21 protein-coding genes are annotated in these 24,062 nt (G+C 71.2%); 17 read left to right on the forward strand and 4 right to left on the reverse strand.

All coding sequences use genetic code 11. The features are described from left to right. Positions 1 to 2 precede the first annotated feature (2 nt). The 3 genes from frc to OHS18_RS04615 all read left to right on the forward strand — a co-directional run bounded on the left by frc (position 3) and on the right by OHS18_RS04615 (position 4,842). Positions 3 to 1,232: a formyl-CoA transferase gene (gene frc, locus OHS18_RS04605; RefSeq protein WP_328455753.1), complete on the forward strand. Its 1,230-nt coding sequence runs from the start codon at positions 3 to 5 to the stop codon at positions 1,230 to 1,232. After that, entirely contained in the window at positions 1,233 to 3,359 is a 2,127-nt protein-coding gene (locus tag OHS18_RS04610; RefSeq protein ID WP_328616053.1) for an acetate--CoA ligase family protein, read from the forward strand. Between the two features lie 103 nt (positions 3,360 to 3,462). Then, on the forward strand, positions 3,463 to 4,842 hold the full coding sequence (locus OHS18_RS04615; protein ID WP_328455749.1) for an OFA family MFS transporter: 1,380 nt from the start codon (positions 3,463 to 3,465) through the stop codon (positions 4,840 to 4,842). Positions 4,843 to 4,874: 32 nt separating this feature from the next. Here the strand turns inward: OHS18_RS04615 and OHS18_RS04620 are convergent, their stop codons facing one another. After that, complete coding sequence (locus OHS18_RS04620) at positions 4,875 to 5,612, reverse strand: GntR family transcriptional regulator (protein ID WP_328616054.1); 738 nt, start codon at positions 5,610 to 5,612, stop codon at positions 4,875 to 4,877. A gap of 249 nt (positions 5,613 to 5,861) precedes the next feature. Between OHS18_RS04620 and OHS18_RS04625 the strand changes: the two genes are divergently transcribed. From OHS18_RS04625 to OHS18_RS04690, 14 genes are all read left to right on the forward strand, one after another. Beyond that, on the forward strand, positions 5,862 to 6,851 hold the full coding sequence (locus OHS18_RS04625) for a 2-dehydropantoate 2-reductase (RefSeq protein WP_328616055.1): 990 nt from the start codon (positions 5,862 to 5,864) through the stop codon (positions 6,849 to 6,851). After that, entirely contained in the window at positions 6,848 to 7,366 is a 519-nt protein-coding gene (locus tag OHS18_RS04630) for an NADH-quinone oxidoreductase subunit NuoE family protein (protein WP_328616056.1), read from the forward strand. Before OHS18_RS04625 ends, OHS18_RS04630 begins: the two co-directional genes overlap by 4 nt. Before the next feature lie 107 nt (positions 7,367 to 7,473). After that, positions 7,474 to 8,292, forward strand: coding sequence for a hydroxypyruvate isomerase family protein (locus OHS18_RS04635; protein WP_328455741.1), 819 nt, complete (start codon positions 7,474 to 7,476; stop codon positions 8,290 to 8,292). Beyond that, positions 8,289 to 9,176 (forward strand): 2-hydroxy-3-oxopropionate reductase, encoded by an 888-nt coding sequence (locus tag OHS18_RS04640; RefSeq protein WP_328616057.1) that lies wholly within the window; start codon positions 8,289 to 8,291, stop codon positions 9,174 to 9,176. Before OHS18_RS04635 ends, OHS18_RS04640 begins: the two co-directional genes overlap by 4 nt. Position 9,177: 1 nt before the next feature. Beyond that, positions 9,178 to 10,869: a glyoxylate carboligase gene (gene gcl / locus OHS18_RS04645; protein ID WP_328616058.1), complete on the forward strand. Its 1,692-nt coding sequence runs from the start codon at positions 9,178 to 9,180 to the stop codon at positions 10,867 to 10,869. A gap of 256 nt (positions 10,870 to 11,125) precedes the next feature. Next, positions 11,126 to 11,995 carry an FAD binding domain-containing protein gene (locus OHS18_RS04650; protein ID WP_328616059.1) on the forward strand — a complete coding sequence of 290 codons (870 nt, stop codon included), beginning with the start codon at positions 11,126 to 11,128 and terminating at the stop codon, positions 11,993 to 11,995. Then, on the forward strand, positions 11,986 to 12,456 hold the full coding sequence (locus tag OHS18_RS04655; protein WP_328616060.1) for a (2Fe-2S)-binding protein: 471 nt from the start codon (positions 11,986 to 11,988) through the stop codon (positions 12,454 to 12,456). The genes OHS18_RS04650 and OHS18_RS04655 overlap by 10 nt, the downstream gene beginning before the upstream one ends. Next, positions 12,453 to 14,756 (forward strand): xanthine dehydrogenase subunit D, encoded by a 2,304-nt coding sequence (pucD, locus tag OHS18_RS04660; RefSeq protein ID WP_328616061.1) that lies wholly within the window; start codon positions 12,453 to 12,455, stop codon positions 14,754 to 14,756. Before OHS18_RS04655 ends, pucD begins: the two co-directional genes overlap by 4 nt. Before the next feature lie 7 nt (positions 14,757 to 14,763). Beyond that, entirely contained in the window at positions 14,764 to 15,246 is a 483-nt protein-coding gene (locus OHS18_RS04665) for a nucleoside deaminase (RefSeq protein WP_328616062.1), read from the forward strand. A 125-nt stretch (positions 15,247 to 15,371) separates the two neighbouring features. After that, positions 15,372 to 16,823 (forward strand): NCS2 family permease, encoded by a 1,452-nt coding sequence (locus tag OHS18_RS04670; protein ID WP_328616063.1) that lies wholly within the window; start codon positions 15,372 to 15,374, stop codon positions 16,821 to 16,823. A gap of 8 nt (positions 16,824 to 16,831) precedes the next feature. Next, complete coding sequence (locus tag OHS18_RS04675) at positions 16,832 to 17,209, forward strand: allophanate hydrolase-related protein (protein WP_328616064.1); 378 nt, start codon at positions 16,832 to 16,834, stop codon at positions 17,207 to 17,209. Continuing rightward, positions 17,206 to 18,306, forward strand: a complete 1,101-nt coding sequence (locus OHS18_RS04680; protein ID WP_328616065.1) for a glycerate kinase — start codon at positions 17,206 to 17,208, stop codon at positions 18,304 to 18,306. The genes OHS18_RS04675 and OHS18_RS04680 overlap by 4 nt, the downstream gene beginning before the upstream one ends. Before the next feature lie 35 nt (positions 18,307 to 18,341). Next, entirely contained in the window at positions 18,342 to 19,040 is a 699-nt protein-coding gene (locus tag OHS18_RS04685) for a TetR/AcrR family transcriptional regulator (RefSeq protein ID WP_328616066.1), read from the forward strand. Positions 19,041 to 19,298: 258 nt separating this feature from the next. Beyond that, on the forward strand, positions 19,299 to 21,521 hold the full coding sequence (locus tag OHS18_RS04690) for a glycoside hydrolase family 15 protein (RefSeq protein WP_328616067.1): 2,223 nt from the start codon (positions 19,299 to 19,301) through the stop codon (positions 21,519 to 21,521). On the opposite strand, the gene OHS18_RS04695 is transcribed toward OHS18_RS04690, so the two are convergent. Genes OHS18_RS04695 through OHS18_RS04705 form a run of 3 tightly spaced genes read right to left on the reverse strand, consistent with a single transcriptional unit; the run spans position 21,509 to position 23,998 of the window. After that, a complete protein-coding gene (locus OHS18_RS04695) occupies positions 21,509 to 22,378 on the reverse strand; it encodes a hypothetical protein (RefSeq protein ID WP_328616068.1) in 870 nt (289 codons plus the stop codon). The genes OHS18_RS04690 and OHS18_RS04695 overlap by 13 nt on opposite strands. Next, entirely contained in the window at positions 22,375 to 23,700 is a 1,326-nt protein-coding gene (locus tag OHS18_RS04700; RefSeq protein ID WP_328616069.1) for a hypothetical protein, read from the reverse strand. The genes OHS18_RS04695 and OHS18_RS04700 overlap by 4 nt, the downstream gene beginning before the upstream one ends. Then, complete coding sequence (locus tag OHS18_RS04705) at positions 23,693 to 23,998, reverse strand: DUF6403 family protein (protein WP_328455713.1); 306 nt, start codon at positions 23,996 to 23,998, stop codon at positions 23,693 to 23,695. Before OHS18_RS04705 ends, OHS18_RS04700 begins: the two co-directional genes overlap by 8 nt. Positions 23,999 to 24,062 lie beyond the last annotated feature (64 nt).

Consider the following 24,062-nt stretch of genomic DNA (forward strand, 5'->3'; position numbering starts at 1 on the left):
AGATGGGTAAGGCACTGGAGGGCGTCCGTGTCCTCGACATGACGCACGTGCAGTCCGGTCCGTCGTCCACGCAGCTGCTCGCCTGGCTCGGCGCGGACGTGATCAAGCTGGAGACCCCCGGCCGGGGCGACATCACGCGCGGGCAACTGCGCGACCTGCCCGGGGTGGACAGCCTCTACTTCACGATGCTGAACGCCAACAAGCGCAGCATCACCCTCAACATGAAGAGCGACGAGGGCAAGGAAGTCTTCGAGAAGCTCGTGTCCGGAGTGGACGTCCTGGTCGAGAACTTCGGCCCCGGCGTCGTCGACCGGTTCGGTTACCCGTGGGAGAAGCTGGCCGCGCTCAACCCGCGGCTGATCTACGCCTCCATCAAGGGGTTCGGCCCCGGCCGTTACGCCGACTTCAAGGCGTACGAGGTGATCGCGCAGGCCATGGGCGGCGCGATGAGCACCACCGGCTTCGAGGACGGCCCGCCGACCGCGACCGGCGCGCAGATCGGCGACTCCGGCACCGGCATCCACCTGGTGGCCGCCATCCTCGCCGCGCTGTACCAGCGGACGTCCACCGGACGCGGCCAGCGCGTCCAGGTCGCCATGCAGGACGCCGTGCTCAACCTGTGCCGGGTCAAGCTGCGCGACCAGCAGCGGCTGGCGCACGGGCCGCTCGGCGAGTACCCGAACGACCACTTCGGCGACGAGGTCCCGCGCTCGGGCAACGCGTCCGGCGGCGGCCAGCCGGGCTGGGCGGTGAAGTGCGCGCCGGGCGGCCCGAACGACTACATCTACGTCATCATCCAGCCGGTCGGCTGGGCTCCGCTCACGACGCTGCTGGGCAAACCGGAGCTGGCCGAGGACCCGGCCTGGTCCACCCCGGAGGTCCGGCTGTCCAAACTGGACAAGGTGTTCGCGCTGGTCGAGGAGTGGACCGAGACGCACACCAAGTGGGAGGTGATGGAGGCGCTCAACGCCCACAGCATCCCGTGCGGCCCGATCCTGTCGACGCAGGAACTGATCGAGGACGAGACCCTCGCCGCGCTCGGCTCGGTCGTCGAGGTCGCGCACCCGGAGCGCGGCAGCTTCAAGACCGTCGGCTGCCCGCTCAAGCTGTCCGACTCACCCGTCGAGATCGAACGCTCGCCGCTGCTGAGCGAGCACACCGACGAAGTGCTCGGCGAACTCGGTTACGGCGAAGCCGAGCTGGACAAGCTCCGTTCGGCCGGGGTGATCTGAGTGGCGGATCGCGCGGCGGTCGAAAAGATCCTCGCCCAGGCGGCGGCCGAGGGCCGGTCTTCGCTGACCGCGCCCGAGGGGCGTGCGGTGTGCGAGGCGTACGGTATCCCGACCCCGGCCGAGCGCCTGGCCGCGACCGCGGACGACGCCATGTCGCAGGCCCTGGAGATCGGGCTGCCGGTGGTGCTCAAGATCGTCTCGCCCGACATCCTGCACAAGACCGAGGCCGGCGGCGTGCTCGTGGGCCTCGCCGACCCCGAAGCGGTGTCGGCCGGCTTCACGAAGATCGTCGAGAACGCCAAGGCGTACAACGCCGACGCGCGGGTCCTCGGCGTCCAGGTGCAGCAGATGCTCACCGAGGGCCAGGAGGTGATCATCGGGTCGGTCACGGACCCGACCTTCGGCAAGATCGTCGCGTTCGGTCTCGGCGGCGTGCTCGTCGAAGTCCTCAAGGACGTCACGTTCCGGCTGGCGCCGACCAGCACGGAGGAAGCGCTCTCGATGATCGACGGCATCCAGGCCGCGGAGATCCTGCGCGGGGTCCGCGGCGCCGAACCGGTCGACCGGGACGCCCTCGCCGGCGTCATCCACGGGCTCGGGCAGCTGGTCACCGACTTCCCGCAGCTGTCCGAAGTGGACCTCAACCCGGTGCTGGCCACGCCGGCCGGCGCCACCGCCGTCGACGTCCGGATCCTGATCGACCCGGACGCGGCGAAGGAGCCGGTCCGGTTCACCCAGGAAGAGATCCTCGCGTCGATGACGCGGATCATGAAACCGGCGTCGATCGCGGTCATCGGCGCGTCCGCCGAGGCCGGGAAGATCGGCAACTCGGTGATGAAGAACCTGGTCGACGGCGGCTACGCGGGGGAGATCCACCCGATCAACCCCAAGGCCACCGAGATCCTCGACCGCAAGGCCTACGCGAGCATCACCGACGTTCCCGGCGACGTCGACGTCGCGATCTTCACCATCCCGGCGAAGTTCGTCGCGGCCGCGCTGGAGGAGGCGGGCGCGAAGGGCGTCGCCGGCGCCATCCTCATCCCGTCCGGCTTCGGCGAGACCGGCAACATCGCGCTGCAGGACGAGGTCGTGGCGATCGCGCGCAAGCACGGCGTGCGGGTGCTCGGGCCGAACATCTACGGCTACTACTACACGCCGGAGAACCTGTCGGCGACGTTCTGCACGCCCTACGACGTCAAAGGAGGCGTGGCGCTCTCGTCGCAGAGCGGCGGCATCGGGATGGCGATCCTCGGGTTCAGCCGCTCGGCGAAGATGGGCGTGTCCTCGATCGTCGGGGTAGGGAACAAGGCCGACATCGACGAGGACGACCTGCTCACCTTCTTCGAGCAGGACGAGCACACCGAGCTCATCGCCATGCACCTCGAGGACCTCAAGGACGGCCGCTCGTTCGCGGAGACGGCGAAGCGGGTGTCGCTGCGCAAGCCGGTCGTCGTGCTCAAGGCGGGCCGGACGTCGCAGGGCGCGAAGGCGGCGAGCTCGCACACCGGCGCGCTGGCCGGGAACGACAAGGTGTACGACGACATCCTGCGCCAGAGCGGCGTGATCCGGGCGCCCGGGCTGAACGACATGCTCGAGTACGCCCGGGGCATCCCGCTGCTGCCGACGCCGAAGGGCGAGAACGTCGTCATCATCACCGGCGCCGGAGGGTCGGGCGTGCTGCTCTCGGACGCCTGCGTCGACAACGGCCTGAGCCTGATGGAGATCCCGCCGGACCTCGACACGGCGTTCCGGAAGTTCATCCCGCCGTTCGGCGCGGCGGGCAACCCGGTGGACATCACCGGCGGCGAGCCGCCCTCGACCTACCGCAACACGATCGCGCTGGGCCTCGAGGACGACCGCATCCACGCCCTGATCCTGGGCTACTGGCACACCATCGTCACCCCGCCCATGGTGTTCGCCGAGCTGGTTTCCGAGGTCGTCGCCGAGTACCGCGCGAAGGGCATCCACAAGCCCGTCGTCGCGTCGCTCTCCGGTGACGTCGAAGTGGAAGAAGCCAGCGACTACCTCTACCAGCACGGCGTCGTGGCCTATCCGTACACGACCGAAAAGCCCGTTGCCGTACTCGGCGCGAAGTACCGGTGGGCGCGGGCCGCGGGATTGCTTTGAACCACCTCCACAGGGGCTGTCCGACCGACCAGGAAGGGACGAAGATCCACCGCACGACGGCTGGCAGAGGGACACGAGTCAACGGTGACGAAAGAGAACTCTTATGACCGCAGCGACGTACCAGGAGATCGTTGACGAGAACGGACGGGTCTACCGAGTAGGCGAGACGCCGCAGGACATCATGGGGCGTTCGCGAAGCTGGATGGTGTGGCTGCCCTGGATCGCCATGATGGCGGTCAGTGTTTTCGAATACGGCTGGGGCGCCGTCGAAGGCACCCTCGAAGAGAAGTACGGCTGGTCGCTCAGCGACGCGTTCTGGCTGGCGAGCATCTGGGCCGTGTTCCAGGCCGGGGTCGCGTTCCCGGCCGGGCGGCTGCGCGAAAAGAACATCGTGTCGGCGAAGACGGCCATGCTGGCCGGCGCGGTGTGCAGTGGCATCGGCTACTTCACCATTTCCCACAGCGGAAACCTGGCCGTGGCCTTCATCGGGTACTCCATGCTCGGCGGCACCGGGGCTGGGCTGGTGTATGCGACCTGCATCAACATGGTCGGCAAGTGGTACCCCGAGAAACGGGGTGCGAGGACGGGCTTCGTCAACGGCGGGTTCGCCTACGGCGCCGTCCCGTTCATCTACGTGTTCGCCGCGTTCCTCACCCCGACGAACTACACGGTGATCCTCGACGTCATCGGCGTCTACATGCTGCTCGTCGTCGGAGTCTGCGGGTTCCTGTTCAAGGACCCGCCGAAGAGCTGGTGGCCCCAGGAGGTCGACCCGAAGAACTGGGCCGCCAACCGGCGGACCAAGAGCGGCGGCCTGGCCAAGAACCCGCCCGCGGTGAAGCAGTTCTCCCCGATGGAGGCGATCCGGACCGGCATGCTCCCGCTGATGTGGGTGTGCCTGGTGATCATCGGCGGGGTCTCGCTGTTCGGCATCAACTTCCAGGTGCCCTTCGCCAAGGAGAGCGGGTTCGGGGCGTTCGTCGCGGCGTCGTCGGCCGGGGTGCTGTCGATCGTCAACGGCACCGGGCGCGCGGTCGTCGGCTGGGTGTCGGACCGGATCGGCCGGCGGCAGACGCTCACCATCGTCCTGGTGATCGCCGGTGGCGCGCAGTTCGGCGTGATGTACGCGGGGAACACGCACAACCTGGTCCTGTTCATGGTGTTCGCGTTCCTGACCGGGTTCGGCGGCGGGGCGTTCTACCCGCTGTTCGCGGCGCTCGTGCCGGACTACTTCGGCGAGAACAACAACGCGTCGAACTACGGCCTGGTCTACAGCGCGAAACTGATCGGCGGCGTCGGCGGTGGTGGCCTCGCCGCGGGGGTTATCAGCGCGTGGGGCTACACGGGCGCCTACATCCTCGCCGGGTGCATCGCGCTGCTTTCCGCGGTGCTGACGCTGTTCCTGCGCCAGCCCAAGCGGACGCACCACCAGCTCGCCGAAACCGAGCTGGTGGCGCGACCTTCCGCCGCGACGGGCGGCTAGTCCGGGTGTCCTGCGTCCCGGTCCTGCGGAAATCAGGACCGGGGCGCGTCCTGATGTTCGTGGTAGGCCTGGCGGGTCCGTTCGGTGTGCTTGGTCATGATCTGCTCGGCGGCGCCGGCGTCCTTGGCCGAGATGGCGTTGATCAGCTCTTCGTGCTCGTGCCACGCGTCCTGGCCGCGGGGCCGGGCGATCGGCGTGTAGTACCAGCGGACCCGCCGGTCGACGAGGCCGATGAGCTCGGCCAGGACGGCGTTGCCGGACAGCTCGGTGATGCACGCGTGCAGGGCGGCGTTCGCGGCGACGAGGCCCTCGGTGTCTTCGTCGGCGAGCGCCTTGACGCCGGTGTTCTGCAGTTCCCACAGGCGTTTGACGTCGTCCGCGGTGGCCCGGCCGGCGGCGAGCTTCGCGGAGTGGGTCTCCAGCACGCTGCGGACGCTCAGCAGCTGGTCGGCCTCCTCGTCGGTGGGCAGGTGCACGAACGCGCCCTGGGCGGGACGGAGGTCCACCCAGCCCTCGCTCTGCAACCGTTGCAGGGCTTCGCGGACCGGCTGGCGGCTGACGCCCAGGTACTCGGCCAGGTCGGCCTCGACGAGGTGCTGCCCGGGTTCGAGGGTGCGGTTGATGATCAGCTCGGCGAGGGCCTCGTAGACGACCTGGCGCAGCGGCGCCGGCCGTTCGACGCGCTTGGCGGGGGTCGAGCCGAGCGCGCCCTTGGCCGTGCGGCGGCCGGTCGGGCCGCGGTCGGGGAGCGGGGATACGGGCTGGCTCACGGGACACCTCGAGACGGAGTGGAACGCGATGGTCTGCTCTCAGGATACAGGTTTTGGTATGCAAAATCCCGGGCCCTCACCCGAGGTGGGCTTTTTCGGTTCGTGTGGATCAGCTGCCGCCAGGTGAAATGACCGGTTGTACCGGATTTGTCGCGCTGAGCTGCCCCACCTGGGTGGCGCAGCTGGTCTCACTCTTGAATTCAGGATACTGTATGCAATCACGTGCTGGACCGAAGTGGGAGGCACATCATGAAGGTGGCTGTTCTCGGAGCCGGGGCGATCGGCGCCTACGTCGGGGCCGCGCTGCACCGCGGCGGGACCGAAGTGCACCTGATCGCCCGGCGGGCCCACCTCGCGGCGATGCGCGAGCACGGCGTCCGCGTGCTCAGCCCGCGTGGCGACTTCACCGCGCACCCGCACGTCACCGACGACGCGGGCGAAGTCGGCGAGGTCGACTTCGTTTTCCTTGGCCTGAAAGCGAATTCCTACGCCACGTCCGGCCCGCTCCTCGCGCCGCTGCTGGGCCCGGAGACGGCGGTCGTCGCCGCGCAGAACGGCATCCCGTGGTGGTACTTCCACGGCCTGAAGGGACATCCGCTCGAAGGTCGTCGCGTCGAGACGGTCGACCCGGGCGGCGCGGTGACCGCCGTGCTGGAGCTGCGCCGCGCGATCGGCTGCGTCGTCTACTGCTCGACGGTGATCGAGGAACCCGGCGTGATCCGGCACCTGGAGGGCACCCGGTTCTCCCTGGGCGAGCCGGACGGCGGGATCTCCACGCGCTGTACCGACCTGAGCGCGGCGATGATCGCCGGCGGCCTCAAAGCACCGGTGGAACCCGCGCTGCGCAACGACATCTGGGTCAAGCTGATGGGCAACGTCGCGTTCAACCCGCTCTCGGCGCTGACCCGGGCGACGATGGCGCAGATGTGCGAGCACGACGACACCCGCGCGCTCGTCGCGACGATGATGACCGAGGCCCTCGCCATCGCCCGCGCGGCGGGCAGTGACCCGCAGGTGTCGGTCGAGAAGCGCATCGACGGCGCCTGGCGCGTCGGCCACCACAAGACGTCGATGCTGCAGGACCTCGAAGCCGGCAAACCCCTGGAGATCGACGCGATCATCGGCGCGGTCGTCGAGCTGGCCGAGCTGACCGGCGTCCCGGCCCCCGCGCTGCGCCACGTCCACGCCGCCATCGGCCTGCTCGACCGCACGGTGAACGCGCCGGCTCCGGTCGGATGACGCGCGAATTCCCCGACGTCCGGCAGGCCCGCGAGGAACGCGAGGTGATCGGCGCGTTCGCCGGCCGCGACCAGCTGCTGCCCGCCCTGCACGCGGTACGCGACCGGATCGGCTGGATCAGCCCGAACGCCCTGGGTCTCATCGCCGCGAGCTTGGGGATTCAGCCGGCCGAGGTGGCGGAGGTCGTCCGCGCCCACCCGCTGTTCTCGCTGGCGGAGTGGCCGGGACGGCAGCTGCGCGTGTGCACCGGCGAGGTCTGCCGGGACGCCGGCGCGGACACCGTGTGCGACGTCCTCACCGAGCACGTCGGCGCCGCGGGGAAGGCGGTCGCCGGGGTCATGTGGCTGCACGGTCCGTGCCTCGGCGCCTGCGAAGAAGCCCCCGCGGCGCTGGCGTTCCAGGCCGGCGACCCGGCCGTGCGCGAACTGCTCGCCCCGGCGACCGGCGCGTCGGCGGTGCTGAGCACCCGGCGCCCGCTGGTACCCGAGTCCGATGTGGACGGCCGCTGGGCGTGAGGCGTGCCGCGATCGAGGGCAGGCCCCACCCGTTGACCTCGGCGCAGGTCGCGAGCTATTCTCGATATGCGAAAGAAAAATTCCGGATAGCGAAATTTGAGGATGCGATGCCAGAAGAGGGGCACACCCTGCCGTACGTCGCCAACCTGTCGATCCTGTTCAAGGAGGTACCGCTGCTCGAGCGGGCGGGAGCGGCGCGCGCGGCGGGCTTCACCGACGTCGAGTACTGGTGGCCGTTCGACGTGGCGGTCCCGGCGCGCGATGAGGTCGACGCCTTCGTCGCGTCCATCGAGCGGGCCGGGGTGGCGTTGCGCGGGCTGAACTTCTACGCCGGGGACATGGCGGCGGGGGAGCGGGGCCTGGTCTCGTGGCTCGGCCGGGAAGCCGAGTTCGCCGACAGCCTCGTCGTCGCGCTCGGCATCGCCGAACGCACCGGCTGCCGCAGCTTCAACGCGCTCTACGGCAACCGGCTCGACGGCGAAGACCCCGCCAAGCAGGACGACCTGGCGCTGGTCAACCTCGCCACCGCCGCCGAAGCCGCGGCGAAGATCGGCGCACAACTGGTCCTCGAACCGCTCTCCGGCGCCGATCGCTACCCGCTCAAGACCGCCGCGGACGCCGTGGCCGTGCTCGACGACCTCGGGCGCGCCAACGTGGCGCTGCTGGCCGACCTGTACCACCTGGCAGTCAACGGCGACGACCTGGACGCGTTGTCGACGACGCACATTTCCCGGATCGGGCACGTGCAGATCGCCGACGCGCCCGGGCGCCACCAGCCCGGCACCGGGACCGTCGACCTCGGCGGCCACCTCGTGAAGCTGCAAAAGGCGGGTTACGACGGGTTCGTCGGGATCGAGTACGTCCCGGAACCCGACACCCTCGCCTCGCTGGACTGGCTGCCGATCACCCGAAGGGGACGAGCATGAAACTGGGATTCATCGGACTGGGCGTGATGGGCGCGCCGATGGCCGCGCACCTGGTCGCGGCCGGGCACGACGTCAGCGGCTTCGACGTCACCGCCGCGGCCGGCGAAAAGCTGCAGGCCGCCGGCGGGCGCGCGGCCACCGACGTGGCCGACGCGGTCGCCGGGGCGGACGTCGTGATCGCGATGCTGCCGAACCACCCGCAGGTCGAAGCGGTCGCGCTCGGCGAGGGCGGGGTCCTCGCCACCGCCGCGCCCGGCACGCTGCTGATCGACATGAGCACCATCCGGCCCGAGACGTCGATCGAGGTCGCGAACCTCGCGCGGGACAAGAAGATCCGGGTCCTCGACGCGCCGGTGTCCGGCGGTCAGGCCGGCGCCGAGCAGGCCGCGCTGTCCATCATGGTCGGTGGCGACGCGGCCGACTTCGACGCCGCGAAGCCGCTGTTCGACGCGCTCGGCAAGACCATCGTGCACGTCGGCCCGCACGGCGCCGGCCAGGTCGTGAAGGCCGCCAACCAGCTCGTCGTGGGCGGGATCTACGGCCTGGTCGCCGAGGCGATCGTGCTGCTGGAAGCGTCCGGTGTGGACGCCGCGACGGGCCTCGACGTGCTTGCCGGCGGCCTCGCCGGCAGCCGGATCCTGGAGCTCAAGCGCAAGTCCATGGTGGACCGCCAGTTCGCGCCCGGGTTCCGGATCGACCTGCACCACAAGGACATGGGGATCGCGCTGGCCGCCGCCCGGCAGGCCGACGTCGCGCTTCCGCTGACGGGCCTGGTCGCCCAGCTCGTCGCCGCCGGCCGTGCCATGGGGTACGGCTCCCTGGACCACTCGGCCCTGCTGAAGGTCGTCGAACAGTTGTCGGGCCGCGTCCCGGCGGAGGTGTGACATGCCACGGATCCCCGCGATGCAAGCGGTCGTCGACGTCCTGGAGAGCGAAGGCGTCGACACCGTCTTCGGCTGCCCCGGTGCCGCGATCCTCCCGCTGTATAACGCCCTACAAGGCCGCGCGATCGAGCACCTGATCGTCCGCCACGAAGAGGGCGCGACCCACATGGCCGACGGCTGGGCCAGGACGAACGGCAATGTCGGCGTCGCCATCGGCACGTCCGGCCCGGCCGGCACCAACATGATCACCGGGCTCTACACCGCGCACGCGGACTCGATCCCGATGATCTGCATCACCGGCCAGGCCGCCACGACGAAGCTGCACCAGGAGGCGTTCCAGGCGGTCGACATCGTCGAGATCGCCAAGCCGGTGACGAAGTGGGCGGTGCAGGTCAAGGAGGCCGCGCAGCTGCCGTGGATCTTCCGCGAGGCCTTCCGGATCGCGCGCTCGGGACGTCCCGGGCCGGTGCTCATCGACCTGCCGATCGACGTGCAGAAGCAGGACATCGAGTGGGATTCCTCGATCGACTCGCCGCTGCCGGTCGCGACCGTGACGCCCGCGCCCGCGCGTGTCGAACGCGCCCTCGACCTGCTGCTGGCCGCCGAACGGCCGCTGATCCTGGCGGGTGGCGGGGTCGTGCTCGGCGAGGCGAGCGAGCAGCTGCGGGTCGCGGCCGAGCGGCTCGACGTCCCGGTGCAGGTGACGCTGATGGGCAAGGGGAGCTTCCCCGAGGACCACGAGCTGTTCGCCGGGATGGCCGGCATCCAGACTTCGCAGCGCTACGCGAACGCCGCCTTCCTGGAGGCCGACCTCGTGCTCGCGCTGGGCGCCCGCTTCGGCGACCGGCACACCGGCGAGCTGTCGGTGTACCGCGGCGACCGGAAGTTCATCCACGTCGACATCGAGCCCACGCAGCTGGGCAAGGTGTTCGGCCCGGACCTCGGGATCGTCTCCGACACCCGCGAGTTCCTCGACGCGCTGCTGGCCGCCCTGGACCGCCGCTCGATCGAGCCGAGGCGGGAGTGGGTCGGCCGGATCGCGGAGCTGAAGGAAGCGCTTCCCCGCCGGGAAGACTTCGACTCGCTGCCGATCAAAGCGCCCCGGGTCTTCAAGGAGATCAACGAAACCTTCGGCGAGGACACGTACTTCGTCACCGCGATCGGGCTCTACCAGATCTGGTCGGGCCAGTTCCAGCAGGCGCACAAGCCGCGGCACTATCAGGTCTGCGGTCAGGCCGGCCCGCTCGGCTGGGAGATCCCGGCCGCGATCGGCGTCAAGAAGGCACGGCCCGAGGCGGAGGTCGTCGGTGTCGTCGGCGACTACGGGTTCCAGTTCCTCGTCGAGGAGCTGGCCGTCGCGGCCCAGTACGACGTCGGATTCGTGCTGATCATGCTCAACAACGAGTACCTCGGCCTGATCCGCCAGGCCGAGACGGGTTACGAGATGAACTTCGAGGTCGACATCCACTACGACGCGATCGGCACGGACAACGTGAAGATCATGGAGGCCTACGGCTGCTCGGGCACCCGCGTGCACGAGCCCGGCGAGATCCGGACGTCCCTCGAATGGGCCCGCAAGGAGGCCGAACGGACCAGCCGTCCGGTGCTGGTGGAGATCATGATCGAGCGCGAGGGCAACGCCGCGATGGGCGCCGCCCTCGACTCGGTCCGCGAGTTCGAACCGGCAGGCTGAGCAGTCTGCCGCAGCACGTCGTGAGTGTTTAGGGCGGTTCTAACCGCCCTAACCACTCACGACACCCAGCGTGACCCGGCCGCCGTGCGAGACCCCGTCCTCGCACGGCGGCCTTTCCGCGTCCGCGGGACGGCGGTTGTCGGAAAGTACAAACGCGGGCCCGAAATTCACCCCTCTTTCAGGGGTTTTGCCGTGGTCCCGGCCACAGCCGAGCGTGTGTACTTCTTCACGAAGCACCCCCGAAAGGACGTCCACAGTGGAATTCCTCCGACCCGCCTCGCTGGCCGACGCGCTCGCCGCGAAGGCCGCGAACCCCGGCGCGGTCCCCCTCGCCGGCGGCACGGACGTGATGGTCGAGATCAACTTCGACCACCGCCGCCCCGACGCGCTGCTCGACCTCGGCCGTGTCGGCGAGCTGCACGAGCACGGCACCGACGGCGGCCGGATCCGGATCGGGGCCGCCGTGCCCTACACCCGGATCATCACCGAACTGGGCGCGAAGTTGCCCGGCCTCGCGATGGCCTCGCGGACCGTCGGCTCGCCGCAGATCCGCAACCGCGGTTCCGTGGGCGGCAATCTGGGCGCGGCTTCGCCCGCGGGCGACTCGCACCCGGCGCTCCTGGCCGCCGACGCCGAGGTCGAAATCGCCTCCGTACGCGGCACCCGGATCGTCGCGGCGAAGGACTTCTACACCGGCGTGAAGCGGAACGTCCTGGAGCCGGACGAGCTCATCACGGGCGTGCTGCTGGCCCCGGCCACCGGGCCCCAGCAGTTCAGCAAGATCGGCACCCGCAACGCAATGGTCATCGCGGTCGCCGCCTTCGGCCTGGCGCTGCACCCCGCCGAAAAGCGGGTCGGCACCGGCGTCGGCTCGGCCGCGCCGACACCCCGGCGGGCCCTCGACGCCGAGGAGTTCCTGGCCGGCGAGCTGGACTGGGACGCCCCGAAGGCCCTCAACGACTCCGTGAAACGCCGCTTCGGCGACCTGGTCGCGGCAGCCGCCGCGCCGATCGACGACGTCCGGGGGAGCGCCGCGTACCGGCGTCACGCGCTGAGCGTGATGGCGCGGCGCACGCTGACCTGGGCCTGGGGCGAATACTGCGAAGGGAGCGCGAAGTGCGCGTGAACGTCACCGTCAACGGCGAACCCCGCCGGGCGGACAACGTCTGGGAAGGCGAAAGCCTGCTCTACGTCCTGCGCGAGCGGCTCGGCCTGCCGGGCTCGAAGAACGCCTGCGAGCAGGGCGAATGCGGCTCGTGCACGGTCTACGTCGACGGCGTGCCGGCCGGCGCCTGCCTGGTCGCGGCCGGGCAGGCCGAGGGCCGCGACGTCGTCACGGTCGAAGGCCTCGCCGAGGGCGACGCGCTCGACCCGGTCCAGGAGTCCTTTGTGGAGCAGGGCGCCGTCCAGTGCGGCTTCTGCACCCCGGGCCTGCTGGTCGCCGCGCACGACCTGATCGAGCGCGTCCCCGAGCCCAGCGACGTCGAGATCCGCGAGGCGCTCGCCGGGAACCTCTGCCGCTGCACCGGCTACGAGAAGATCCTCGACGCCGTCCGCGACGCCGCCGCGAAGAAGGCGCTCCGTTGAGCGCCCCGGCCCGCTCCCCGCAGGAGCTGCAGGACACGATCGCCGGCGGCATCGGCGAGAGCCCGCTGCGCCCGGACGGCACGCTCAAGGTCCGCGGCGAGTTCGCCTACTCCTCCGACCTGTGGCACGAGGACATGCTGTGGGGCGCCACCCTGCGCAGCCCGCACCCGCACGCCCGGATCGTCCGCCTCGACGTCTCCCGCGCGCTGGCCCAGCCGGGCGTGCACGCGGTGCTCACCCACGAGGACGTGCCCGGCGAGAACGTCTACGGCCTCAAGTACCAGGACACCCCCGCGTTGGCCGGCGACCTGGTCCGCTACCAGGGCGAACCGGTCGCGATCCTCGCCGCGGACCACCCGGAGATCGCCCGGCAGGCGCTCAAGGAGATCGTCGTCGAGTACGACGTCCTCGAGCCCATCACCGATCCGGAGCGGGCCGCGCACGACGACACGCTGCCGAAGCTGCACCCCGGCGGGAACCTCGTCCGCCACCAGCGGATCGTCAAGGGCGACCCGGCCGCGACGGCAGACGTCGTGGTGTCCGGTGTCTACGAGATCGGCATGCAGGACCAGGCGTTCCTCGGCCCGGAGTCGGGCCTCGCGGTGCCGGCCGAGGACGGCGGTGTCGACCTCTACCTGGCCACCCAGTGGCTGCACGTCGACCAGCGCCAGACGGCGAAGGCGCTCGGCCTGCCCCTGGAGAAGGTGCGGCTGACGCTGTCCGGCGTCGGCGGCGCGTTCGGCGGCCGCGAAGACCTGTCGATGCAGATCCACTCGTGCATGCTCGCGCTGCGCACCGGCCGCCCGGTGAAGATGAGCTACAACCGCCTGGAGTCGTTCTTCGGACACGTCCACCGCCACCCCGCGAAGATGTACTACGAACACGGGGCGACGAAGGACGGCGAGCTCGTCTACGTCCGCGCGAAGATGTACTTCGACGGCGGCGCGTACGCGTCGAAGACCCCGGTCGTGGTCGGCAACGGCACCACGCTGAGCGTCGGCCCGTACAACGTGCCGAACGCGCACATCGAAGGCTGGGGCGTCTACACCAACAACCCGACCTGCGGCGCGATGCGCGGACTGGGTGCGGTGCAGCCGACGTACGCCTACGAGTCCCAGATGGACAAACTGGCCGCCGCACTCGGCCTGGACCCGGCGGAACTGCGGATCCGCAACGCGATGAGCGAAGGGTCCACTGTGGTCACCGGCCAGGTGGTCGACTTCCCGGCGCCGGTGGCCGAGCTGGTCCAGCGCGTCCGCGACCTGCCGCTGCCGCCGGAACCCACGGGCGAGCGCGACATCCGGGACCTGCCCGGCGGCGCGTCCAACACCACCCACGGCGAAGGCGTCGTGCGCGGCATCGGCTACGGCGTCACGATCAAGAACATCTCCTACGCCGAAGGCCTCGACGACTACTCGACCGCCCGCGTCCGGCTGGAGGTGATCGGCGGCGAGCCGGTCGCGCTCGTGCACACCGCGGCCGCCGAAGTCGGCCAGGGGCTGGTGACGCTGCAGCAGCAGATCGCCCGCACCGAACTGGGCCTGACGCGGGTGAGCGTGCACCCGGCCGACACGAGCGTCGGCGACGCGGGCTCCAGCTCGGCCTCCCGCCAGACCTACGTGACCGGCGGCGCGGTCCGCAACGCCTGCCGCGCGGTCGCCGACGCCGTGTACGCCCTCGCCGCGCTCCGGCTGGGCCGCGCCGTCGAAGGCGCGACCCTGGCCGGCGGCAAGATCGTCGCGGCCGACGGTGAGGTCGTCGCCGACCTGGCCGAACTGCTCGGCGAGACGGCCGTCGAGGAGACCCGCGAGTTCCACCACCGCAAGACCTACCCGCTCGACCCGGAGACCGGCCAGGGTGACGCCCACGTGCAGTACGGCTTCTCCGCCCACCGCGCGGTCGTCGACGTCGACCTGGACCTCGGCTTGGTCAAGGTGGTGCAGCTCGACTGCGCCCAGGACGTCGGCAAGGCGATGAACCCGGACGCCGTCGTCGCCCAGATCCAGGGCGGCTCGGCCCAGGGCCTCGGGCTCGCGGTGATGGAGGAGATCCTGGTCAAGGACGGGAAGGTGCGGAACCCGTCGTTCACCGACTACCTGATCCCGACCATCCTCGACATGCCGCCGATGCGCGTCGACGTCCTCGAGCGCCCCGACCCGCACGCGCCCTACGGCGTCCGCGGCGTCGGCGAACCACCCACGATCTCCGCCACGCCGGCGATCGCCAACGCCATCCGCGCGGCCACCGGCCTCGAGCTGCCGCGCGTCCCCATCCGCCCCGAGCACATCACCGGAACCTGAGGAAACCATGACCACCTCCCTGTCCACCGAGACCGAGTGGCTGGCGGAAGCCATCCGCATCGCGGAGACGAACGTCGCGAACGGCGGCGGCCCCTTCGGCGCGCTGATCGTGAAGGACGGCGAGATCGTCGCCACCGGCGTCAACCGCGTCACCGCGAACCTCGACCCGACCGCGCACGCCGAGGTCGTCGCCATCCGCGCGGCCTGCCAGGCCCTGGGCACGTTCACGCTCGACGGCTGTGTGCTCGTCTCCAGCTGCGAGCCCTGCCCGATGTGCCTGTCCTCGGCGCTGTGGGCGCGCGTCGACAAGGTCGTCTACGCCGCCGACCGCGACGACGCGGCCAAGGCCGGCTTCGACGACCGTGCCTTCTACGAGCTCTTCGACCGTCCCCGCGACACGTGGACCGTCCCCGTCACGCGACTGTCCGCAAAGGACGGTTTCGCGCCCTTCGCGGCCTGGCTCGACAAGAGCGACCGCACCGACTACTGACCTCACCGCTTACTGACCCACAAGGCCAGCTGACCGGAGCATTCCCGAAGAGATCGTCCCGCTCGCCCAGGCACGGTGTGGTGCCTTGGCCTGGCCGAGCACACCCACCGGCAAGGGCAGGACGCATGACCCAGGTAGAAATCAAGGACCCCGTACGCGACGAAGTACCCGAACCCCCGGGCCGCAGGACGCTGCTCGACCGGCTCTTCGAGATCCGGGCCCGGCAGAGCACGATCGGCCGCGAAGTCCGCGGCGGTCTCACGACGTTCGTCGCGATGGCCTACATCGTGCTGCTCAACCCGCTCATCCTCGGCGCCGCCACCGACATCACCGGCGCCCGGCTCTCCGCCGCGCAGGTCACCACGGCGACGGCGCTGGCCGCCGCGGTGATGACCATCCTCATGGGACTCGTCGGCAACGCGCCGCTCGCCCTGGCCGCCGGCCTCGGCATCAACGGCATCGTCGCGTTCCAGATGGCGCCGACGATGACCTGGGCCCAGGCGTTCGGGCTGGTCGTGCTGGAGGGCGTCTGCATCGTGCTGATGGCCGTCAGCGGCGTCCGCGAGCGGATCATGAACGCCATCCCGCGGCCGCTCAAGACGGCGATCACCGTCGGTATCGGGCTCTACATCGCCCTGGTCGGCCTGGTCAGCGCCGGGTTCGTGACCCGGGTGCCGGACGCGGCGGAGACCACCGTCCCGGTGCGCCTCGGGGCGAGCGGGCACCTGCACGGCTGGCCGATCGTGGTGTTCTGCTTCGGCCTGCTGCTGATGATCGTGCTGATGGCCCGCAAGGTGCCGGGCGCGGTGCTGATCAGCATCGGCGTGGCGACGGTGTTCGCCGTCGTGCTGCACGAGGGGTTCGGCGTCGGCGGCTGGGGCCTCACCTCCCCGGCATTGCCCGACCACGTCGTCGCGGCGCCGGACTTCGGGTTGTTCGGCCACATCGACCTCTTCGGCGGGTTCGCCTCGGCGGGGGCGCTCGCGGCCACGGTGTTCCTGTTCACGCTGGTGCTGTCCGGGTTCTTCGACGCGATGGGCACGATCACCAGCGTCTCCGACGAGGCCGGGCTGTCGAAGAACGGCAAGGTGCCGCGGATGGGCCGGATCCTGCTGGTCGACGGTGCGGGCGCGATCGCCGGCGGCGTCACCGGCTCCTCGCCGAACACGGTCTTCCTCGAGTCCGCGGCCGGCGTCGGGGAGGGCGCCCGGACGGGCCTCGCCAGTGTCGTCACCGGGCTGCTGTTCGCCGGGACGCTGCTGTTCACGCCCCTGGCCGGGGTCGTCCCGGCCCAGGCCGCGGCGCCCGCGCTGGTCGTCATCGGCGGCATGATGGTCGCCCAGTGCCGCAACATCCCGTGGCACGACCCGGACTACACCATCCCGGTGTTCCTCACCGCCGCGCTGATCCCGTTCACCTATTCGATCACCAACGGCGTCGGCGCGGGCCTGATCGCGTTCGTGCTGATCAAGATCGGCCGCGGCAAGTGGCGCGAAGCCGGCTGGCTGCTTTCCCTGCTGGCGCTGGTGTTCGCGGTGTACTTCGCCGTCGACGGCGTCGAAGCCCTCTTCCGTTAGGAGTTCCGATGGCCTTGATGTTCTTCAACGGCGGCGCCATGCGTGGCGAGCCCCTGCACCACCTGCTCGACGGATCGCCGTTCGTGTCGAGCGCCAGGACCGCGCCGAAGTACCGGTTCTACGCCGTCGGCGAGCAGTGCCCGGCGCTGTACCCGGTGTCGCACGGCGGCGCGGAGGTGACCGGCGAGGTGTACGACGTCTCGCTGGACGCGTTGCGGGACAAGGTACTCCCGTCCGAGCCGCACGAGCTGGAGCTGGGTGTGGTGGAGCTGGCCGACGGCAGTTCGGCGTTCGCGATGCTGCTGCGGCGGCCCTACACCTCGCACGTCGCCCTGCGCGACATCACCGAGGTCGGCGACTGGCGGGCGTACAAGGCGAGCGTGTGAAGGTCCTCGTCGCGCCGGACAAGTTCAAGGGGTCGCTGACCGCGGCCGAGGTGGCGTCGGCGGTGGCCCAGGGCCTCGCCGACGTCCACCCGGCCCTCGCGGTGCGGTGCCTCCCGGTGGCGGACGGCGGTGACGGCACGGTCGACGCCGCTGTCGCCGCCGGCTTCCGCCGGGTGCGGGTGCCGGCGCGCGGCCCGACCGGGTGGCCGTTGACCGCTTGTTACGCGGTGCGCGGCGACACGGCCGTCGTCGAGCTGGCCGAGGCGTCCGGGCTGCACCGGCTGCCCGGCTCGCCTGAGCCGCTCACCGCCACCAGCGCGGGTACCGGCGACGTCATCGCGGCCGCCCTGCGCGCGGGCTGCCGCCGGATCGTGCTCGGCGTCGGCGGCAGCGCCTGCACCGACGGCGGCGCCGGGATGCTGGCCGCACTGGGCGCCCGGCTCCTGGACGGCGCGGGCCACGAGCTGCCACCGGGCGGCGCGGCCCTGAGCCGGCTCGCCGCGCTCGACCTGTCCGGTCTGGACCCACGCTTGTCCGAAGTGGACATCGAGCTGGCGAGTGACGTCGACAACCCGCTGTTCGGTCTCCGTGGCGCCGCGTTTGTCTACGGACCGCAGAAAGGGGCGGTGCCGGACGACGTCGAAGTGCTCGACGAGGCGTTGCGGCACTGGGCGTCCCACGCCGGTCCCGAGTACGCCGACCGGCCGGGCGCGGGTGCGGCCGGGGGAGTGGGGTTCGCCGCGTTGGCGGTGCTCGGCGCCCGGATGCGGCCCGGGATCGCGCTCCTGCTGGACCTGCTCGGCTTCGACGACGCGCTGGCCGGGGCCTCGCTGGTCATCACCGGCGAGGGATCACTGGACCAGCAGACGCTGTCCGGGAAGGCTCCGGCCGGCGTCGCCCGGGCCGCGGCGGACAAGGGCATCCCGTGCGTCGCCGTCGCCGGGCGTTGTCAGCTGTCCGCGGAGGAGCTTCCGGGCGCGGGGCTTTCGGCCGCGTACGCGCTGACGGACCTCGAGCCCGACCCGGCCCGTTGCATGGCCGACGCCTTCACGCTGCTGCGCCGGCTGGCCCACCGGGTCGCCGTGGACCGGCTCTGAACAGCTGTTACTCCGGTTTTGTTATCATCGGAACCATGGCGACGAAGACGGCGGCGGACACCCGCGTGCGGATCCTCGAGGCCGCGGCGGCCCTGCTGGTCGCCGAGGGCCGCGACGGCTTGTCGACCCGGGCGGTGAGTGCGGCCGCGGGCGTCCAGCCGCCGGCGCTGTACCGGCTCTTCGGCGACAAGGACGGCCTGCTCGACGCGGTCGCGGCGTACGGCTTCGACGAGTACCTGGCGAGCAAGCGCGAGCTGGGCTCGACCGGCGACGCGGTCGAGGACCTCCGGCGCGGCTGGGACCTGCACATCGAGTTCGGCTTGTCCCGCCCGGAGTTCTACGTGCTGATGTACGGCGACGCCCGCCCGGGCCGCACCTCCCCGGCGGCGCGGGAGGCCGAAGCGATGCTGCAGGCCATCGTCGCGAGAGTCGCCGAAGCGGGACGGCTGCGGGTGAGCGTCGAACGCGCGGCCCGGCTCGTCCACGCGACCGGGATGGGTGTGGTGCTGACCCAGATCGCGACGCCGGTGGCCGAACGCGATCCCGAGCTCTCGGCGACGGCCCGGGAGACAGTGCTGGCCCGGATCCTGACCGACGCGACAGCGCCGTCGGGCGCGGACGACCTCGCGGGCCGCGCGATCGCCCTGCACGCCGGCCTCCCCGCGGCAACAGCGTTGACCGAGGCCGAGCGGGTGCTGTTGTCCGAATGGCTGGACCGCATCGCAAACGCCTGACCGCCGCCCCGCACTGGCCAACACGCTGCCCGGAGTGGCCAACACGCGGGGGATGGGGGTTCCCGCGTCGGCGTGGGTGCCGTGTCGGCCGTTCTCGTCGTCGTGTTGGCCACTCCGGTGGAGCGTGGGGAACGGCTGGGTCGGCGATCGGCGCAGGGCTGGATCGGTTCAGAACTATCGGACATTGCCTGTCATCGCTCCGTGGCTCAATATGTTGCGGCCAACAACATATTGCGACAACGACGTCGGAGGGTCCCGATGATCAGGTGGAAAGCCGTCCTGGCCTGCGCCGGAGCGAGCGTCTTGCTCGCCGGAGCCGTACCCGGCACGGCCCTCGCGAGCGGCACGGCGACCGACTGCTGCGGCGGTGGGGCGTCCTGGGCCACGGGCAACAAATCCGCCCTCGGCACCTCGGCGACGACGGCGAGCCCGGTGTGGTTCACCGTCGCCAACGGCGTGACGTCGGAGGTGTTCTACCCGCGCGCCGACGTCCCGAACATGCAGGACATGCAGTACGTCGTCACCGACGGGACCAGCTTCGTCGACCTGGAACGCGACGCCACGAACCACGTCGTCACGATGCCCGACGAGAAGGCGCTGCAGTACACCGTCACCAACACCGCCAAGAGCGGGAAGTACCGGATCACCACCGACTACATCACCGACCCGGCCCGCGCCACGCTCGTCACGAACACCCGCTTCCAGTCTCTCGACGGCGGCAGCTACCGGCTCTACCTCCTGGCCAATCCGTCGATGGCCGGCGGCGGCGCCCACGACAACGCCTGGTGGGATGGCAGCGGTCTCCTCGCGAGCGGCACCGAGACGCTGTTCGGCGGCGCGGCCACCACCGTCGTCTCGGCGCTGCGCGTCTCGACCGGGTTCACCGCGCACGACAACGGCTATACCGGCGCCGGCAGCGACTGCCTGACCGACCTGCGCGCCGACAAGACCTTGAACAACCAGTTCGACAACATCGCCGGCACCGGCAATGTCGTCCAATGTGGACAGATCCCGGTCGGCGCGGACACGACGTTCACCGTCGCCCTCGGTTACGGCGGCACCGCGGCGGCGGCGACGTCGGCCGCGAGCGGGTCGCTGAGCAGCGGTTTCGCCGCCACCTCGAGTGCCTACCGCTCCGGCTGGAACTCCTATGTCGGCAGCCTGAAACCCGCCCCCACCAGCGTTTCCGGGGACACCCAGCGCCGTCGCGCCTATTACGTCGCGGCGATGGCGCTCAAGACCGCCGAGGACAAGCAGCACCCGGGCGCGAGCGTCGCGGGCCTCGCGACGCCGTGGGGCGACTACACCAACGGCGATCAGCTCAACGACGGTTACCACCGCGTCTGGGGCCGTGACCTCTACCAGCAGGCGACCGGCCTGCTCGCCGCCGGCGACACCGCGCAGGCCAAGCGGATGGCCCAGTTCCTGTGGAACTCGCAGTGGATCGGCAGCCCGACCGCGGGTGACGGCGTGACCTATCCGGCGGGTTCGTTCCCGCGCTACAGCCCGGTTTCCGGTGTCGCCGGGGCGAGTGCGCAGCAGCTCGGCTGCTGCGAACAGCTCGACCAGGACGCCGACGCGATCCTGCTGGCCTGGCTGACCGGCGTCACCGACGCCTCGACCTACGCGAAGGTCAAGACGACGGCGAACCACATCGTCGCGACCGGGCCGGACACCACCGAGCGGTGGGAGGAGCAGTACGGCAAGTCGCCGTCGTCGATCGCCGCCGAGATCGCCGGGCTCGTCGCCGCGGGCGCGATCGCGCGGGCCAACGGGGACACCGCGAGCGCGACGTCGTGGGAGTCCACTGCGGACTCGTGGCGCAACTCCCTGGCCGGCTGGACGGTCACGACCTCCGGCTACTGGGGCGGCCACACGTACTACGAACGCCTCGACCGCAGCGGCAACCCGAACGACACCGGCACGATCTGTTTCGACGAAGGCTGCTTCTACGAGCACGACGTTACCGATTTCGGTTTCCTCGACCTGGTGCGCCTGGGCGTCCGCCCGGCGAACGACCCCACGATCGCGAACTCGGTCGCCCCGACCGCCGCCGCGTCCGACGGCAACTCGACGGTGCAGGTGACCTTGCCGAACGGCGACGTCTACTTCCACCGCTACGCCCACGACAACTACGGCGAGAGCACGTCGAACTGCACGGGCTGGCCCGCGGGCGGCGCGCAGCGGTTCGGGCGGCTGTGGCCGGTGCTGTCGGGGGAGCGCGGCCAGTACGAACTGGCCAACGGCCGGTCGGCGGCGGTCTACCTCAAGTCGATGGCGGACTCGGCCAACGACGGCTACTTCGTCCCGGAGCAGGTCTGGGACCGCGCCGACGTCGGCTGCTTCGGCCTCGGCCGCCCGACCGGCAGCGCGGGCCCGTTGATGTGGGCGGAGGGCCAGTACCTCCGGCTCGCGCAGAACATGGACGCGGGCCACAACCTCGACACGCCGTCGATCGTCAAGGCCCGCTACGGCACCTGAGCACCCAGTTTCCGGGCCCGGGTCAGCAGTTTCTCGACCCGGGCCCGCAGCTCGGGCGTCTCCCGGCCGAGGTCCGGCAGCAGCAACGCGTAGTCCGACACCAGGCTCCGGTAGCCGCGGCCGAACTTGCTCGCGCTCTTCTCCCGCGCGTAGCGCTTGTCCAGGTCGATGATCTCCTGGGCCAGCACGGCCGCGGCCGCCGACAGTTCCGTCCGCGCGTCCGCTTCCGCGTCACGGCGTTCCTGGCGGGCCAGGGCCGTGCGCGCGGTCCGGCGGGCGGCGAGGTAGAGCGCCAGCGAGCCCAGCACCACGGCCACGACCGCGGCGGCGGCGACCAGGTAGCGCGGCAGCGACGGGCTGACCGTGCGGCCGCCGTCGGGGATCGCGCCGGAGTGCACCAGCAGGTCGTAGTTGACGACCAGCACCTTCAGCGCGTCCACCGGGCGGTCGGCGAAGGCGTCGATGCCGTTGCCGATCATCGTTTCCGCGACGAAGGCCTTGCCGAAGTTCTCGTCGTCGCTCCCGGGCAGCCGGGAGCAGCCGTACTTCTCGAAGTCGTCGCCGTCGCGGCTGAGCATCACGGCCAGGGTGCCGTCGACCGCGCCGCCCAGGCTGTCGCACGCGTCGCTCAGGTCCGCGCCCGGCGCGAGGAAACCCACGACCAGCCGCCGGTTGCCGATCACGCGTTCGGCGGCCGGCCGGTCGATCGCGACGCCGGGGGCGGCGTACACCGACGCCGTCCGCAGCTGCCGGGCGACCGGCCCGTCGAACACCCCCGCCGACCACACCGCCCAGCCCGCCAGCACGAGGCAGCCGAGCACGGCGATCCCGAACGCGGAACGGAAAAAGCGTTTCACGCGAGCCTCCCCCGCAGGAACTCGGCCGGCCGGTACTCCGGGCGGCCCAGCAACCCGGCCGTGGTGTCCAAATCGGACTCGGCCGCGTCGAGCAGGCCGTGCACGTGCCTGTCCGGCAGCTTCTTGTCGAACGCCTCGCGCGCCGCCGTCAGCTGGGTGATCCCGCGGGTGAGCGACGCGGCCGACGCGCCGCCGGTGAGCCCCGAGATCTCGACGGCGAGCGCGGTCAGCCCGGCCAGGCGGGCCGGCACCCGGGTGCCGGCGGGCCGGCCCGGCCGCGTCATCCGGCGGGCCGAAAGGGCGAGGAACCCGACCGCGCAGGCGGCGAACAGCCACGGCAGCGCGGGCAGCGCGACCCGGAGCGGGTCGAACGGGGTGTAGGGCAGCGGGCGGTCGAACAGCCCGGCGTAGCGGATGGCCGTGACGCGGTTGAGCCAGGCGCCCAGGACGTTGCGCTGCGGGTAGGCGTAGGTGCTGAGCCGGTCGGCGAACTGGCCGTAGAAGCTCGCGGTCGCGACGTCGGCGAACGCGGCGGCCGACGGGCCGTCGTACTCGACCCACTGGCCGTACATCACCACGATCGGCCGGCCGGGGAACTCCTTCGCCAGCGCCGGGCCGAAGCGGACGAGCGGCTGCCCGGCCGGCTGCTGCGGCAGAGCGACGTACAGCGGCTGTGCGCCGGGGAACGCGGCCGTCGTCGCGGGCGGATCCTTCAGCGTCGCGCCCGGGGCGATGAACCGGCCGGTGCCGCGCAGCTGCGCGGTGACGTCGGCGAGCTCGCCGGCGTTCGGGTCGCGCCGGGCGAGGGCCGGCTGGTCCGGCGCGTCCGGCTGGTGGTTCAGGTGGGCGGCCAGGGTGGTCAGCGACTCCGTGACGTCACCGGTGGCGAACTGGTGGATCCACTCGGACGCGCGGTCGGGCGAAGCCTGCAGCGCCCCGCCGGTGACCTCGGTGCCGATCACCTGGACGGTCGCGTCCTCGACGTCCTTCACCCGGGCGCGGGCGTCTTTCGGCAGGCCGGGCGGCGCCACGACGACGCGGACGCCGGCGCTGCCGGCCGCGGCCTTCACCGCCTGGTCGTCCCAGGTCGCGATCGCCCCGGGCAGCCGCACGACGGGGGAGTCCTTGACCATCGCCGTCAGCTGCTCGGCCGAAGGGACGGTGGCGCCGCTCAGCTCGCCGGCCGACCCCTCGGGGATCGGGTCGCTCGCCGCGGGCGCCTGCCCGTAGCTGACGTCGGTGCTCTGCTGCTGCACCAGGAGGAACGTCACGAGCACGGCCCCGGCGACGGCGAGCAGGATCCAGCGAATCCGGTCAGCCACGGGCGGCCGCCCGCCAGAGCGCGTCGGCCCGCCGCGCGTGGTCCCGCGCCGCCCGGGCCGCTCGCGGACCGCCCTGCGCGGCGGCGATGGTCTCGGCGCGGGCCAGCAGCTGCTCGGCTTCGGGCTGGGGGTCCGTCGCGGCGTCCCGGCTCACCCCGGCGCTGTCGATCGCGGCCCGCGCGGCCGACCAGGCGGTCCGCCGGCGCAGGTCCCGCTCGCGCAGCCGCGGCACGGCGACCACCCCGGACCCGGCCGCGACGACCAGCACCGCGGCGAGCACCCACACCACCCACGTCATCCGGTCCACCTTCGAGCCTTGATCTTCGCCGAGGAGATCATTCTGGCGGTCCGGCCCCGCGAAT

The organism is Amycolatopsis sp. NBC_00355 (assembly GCF_036104975.1).
GTDB lineage: Bacteria > Actinomycetota > Actinomycetes > Mycobacteriales > Pseudonocardiaceae > Amycolatopsis.

Coding starts and splice junctions, on each gene's coding strand:
- OHS18_RS04670 (WP_328616063.1), top strand. CDS start 15,372: ATGACCCAGGTAGAAATCAAGGACCCCGTACGCGACGAAGTACCCGAA.
- OHS18_RS04625 (WP_328616055.1), top strand. CDS start 5,862: ATGAAGGTGGCTGTTCTCGGAGCCGGGGCGATCGGCGCCTACGTCGGG.
- OHS18_RS04635 (WP_328455741.1), top strand. CDS start 7,474: ATGCCAGAAGAGGGGCACACCCTGCCGTACGTCGCCAACCTGTCGATC.
- gcl (WP_328616058.1), top strand. CDS start 9,178: ATGCCACGGATCCCCGCGATGCAAGCGGTCGTCGACGTCCTGGAGAGC.
- OHS18_RS04690 (WP_328616067.1), top strand. CDS start 19,299: ATGATCAGGTGGAAAGCCGTCCTGGCCTGCGCCGGAGCGAGCGTCTTG.
- OHS18_RS04665 (WP_328616062.1), top strand. CDS start 14,764: ATGACCACCTCCCTGTCCACCGAGACCGAGTGGCTGGCGGAAGCCATC.
- OHS18_RS04705 (WP_328455713.1), bottom strand. CDS start 23,998: ATGACGTGGGTGGTGTGGGTGCTCGCCGCGGTGCTGGTCGTCGCGGCC.
- OHS18_RS04675 (WP_328616064.1), top strand. CDS start 16,832: ATGGCCTTGATGTTCTTCAACGGCGGCGCCATGCGTGGCGAGCCCCTG.
- frc (WP_328455753.1), top strand. CDS start 3: ATGGGTAAGGCACTGGAGGGCGTCCGTGTCCTCGACATGACGCACGTG.
- OHS18_RS04685 (WP_328616066.1), top strand. CDS start 18,342: ATGGCGACGAAGACGGCGGCGGACACCCGCGTGCGGATCCTCGAGGCC.
- OHS18_RS04630 (WP_328616056.1), top strand. CDS start 6,848: ATGACGCGCGAATTCCCCGACGTCCGGCAGGCCCGCGAGGAACGCGAG.
- OHS18_RS04640 (WP_328616057.1), top strand. CDS start 8,289: ATGAAACTGGGATTCATCGGACTGGGCGTGATGGGCGCGCCGATGGCC.
- OHS18_RS04615 (WP_328455749.1), top strand. CDS start 3,463: ATGACCGCAGCGACGTACCAGGAGATCGTTGACGAGAACGGACGGGTC.